Genomic DNA, 1,336 nt, shown 5'->3' with positions numbered 1-1,336 from the left:
CATCGCTGACGTCACGGATCATCGCATCCACCAGCGAGAAGCGCCACAGCGGTTCCGGAATGGTCAGCGCTTCGCGTTTGGTGCTGTCGATGTACAGATCCATGTGCTCATTTTTGATGATGCGATCGGCCCAGTCTGGATAGGCAATACAGGCTTTACCAATCGCCACCAGATCGAAGCCCGAGGCCAGCGCCAGTTCGGCATCCTCTTTGTTCACCACGCCGCCAACGCCAATCACCGGCACTTTCGCCAGCGTCGCCGAGCGCTGTTCAATGTATTTGCTGATTAACGGCGTCGGATCCTGGGTGTCGACAATCGACGGACGCAGCAGCTGGCCGACGGAGAAGTGCACGTAATCCAGCCCGCGCGCCGCCAGTTTTTCCAGCAGGTACAGCGTGTCGTCCCAGCGGATACCGGGCACTTCCAGCTCTTCCGGCGAGAAGCGATAGCCGATGATGAAATCCGCTGCGGCGAAGCGCTCCGCCATTTTGTGGGTGATTTCCAGCACTTCCAGCGGGAAGCGCGCGCGGTTGTCGCGGCTGCCGCCCCATTTGTCGTCGCGCTGGTTAGAGTTCGGCGAGTAGAACTGCTGAATCAGGTAGGTGTTAGCGCCGTGGATCTCCACGCCGTCGAAGCCGGCTTTGATGGCGCGGTTCACCGCATCACCAAACTTGGTGATCATCACCTCCACTTCTTCCGCCGTCAGCGCCTGCGGGGTGCTGGCACCTTCACGCGGCGCGGCGATAGCGCTGGGCGCGACCGGGGTTTTCCCGCCGATCAGCGCGGGCTCAACCATGCGGCCGCCGTGGTAAATCTGCAGAATGGCTTTGGAACCCTGAGACTTGATGGCGTGCGCGATTCTGGCCAGGCCAGGAATTTTGTTGTCGCTGTCGATGCCGATAGCGCCCGGGAACGCCGGACCGCGGTTATCGATAAAGGCGCACTCGACGATCACGGTGCCGATGCTGCCGGCACGCACGCGATAATACTCAACGAGATCGCTGGTCACGCCGCCGTCGTAATAGCCGGTACAGGTGGTCATCGGGGCCATCACCAGGCGGTTTTTCAGCACCGCCCCTTTCGGTAATGTCAGCGGATTAAGAATCGGGGTGAGCGTATTCATGATGAGCAACTCCAGAATTAAGAAATCGTGTATTCAATTCTTTGGCAGTTCGGAGGTCTTTATAATTAATTTAAGTGGTCCGACTTCATGGTATAAATATACCATTTTATTTAGTTACATAACCCAGATTGTTAGTTATATAAGTTTTACGCGTGAAAATACTTTTTATTGCTCATTGCTGAAATCCGCGCTCCGCTAAGTTTTAACCAATAC

1 pseudogene is annotated in these 1,336 nt (G+C 56.2%); it reads right to left on the bottom strand.

Going from position 1 to position 1,336, the window contains the following annotated elements:
• Nucleotides 1–1,123 (bottom strand): annotated as a pseudogene (locus QMM04_RS22525) (NADH-dependent flavin oxidoreductase); the annotation flags it as partial.
• Nucleotides 1,124–1,336: the final 213 nt, after the last annotated feature.

Origin of the sequence: Pantoea sp. Pa-EAmG (assembly GCF_030024295.1) — a bacterium.
Lineage (GTDB): Bacteria > Pseudomonadota > Gammaproteobacteria > Enterobacterales > Enterobacteriaceae > Pantoea > Pantoea dispersa.
Note: the sequence above shows the minus strand (reverse complement) of the source record. Positions and strands in the feature narration are given on the sequence as shown.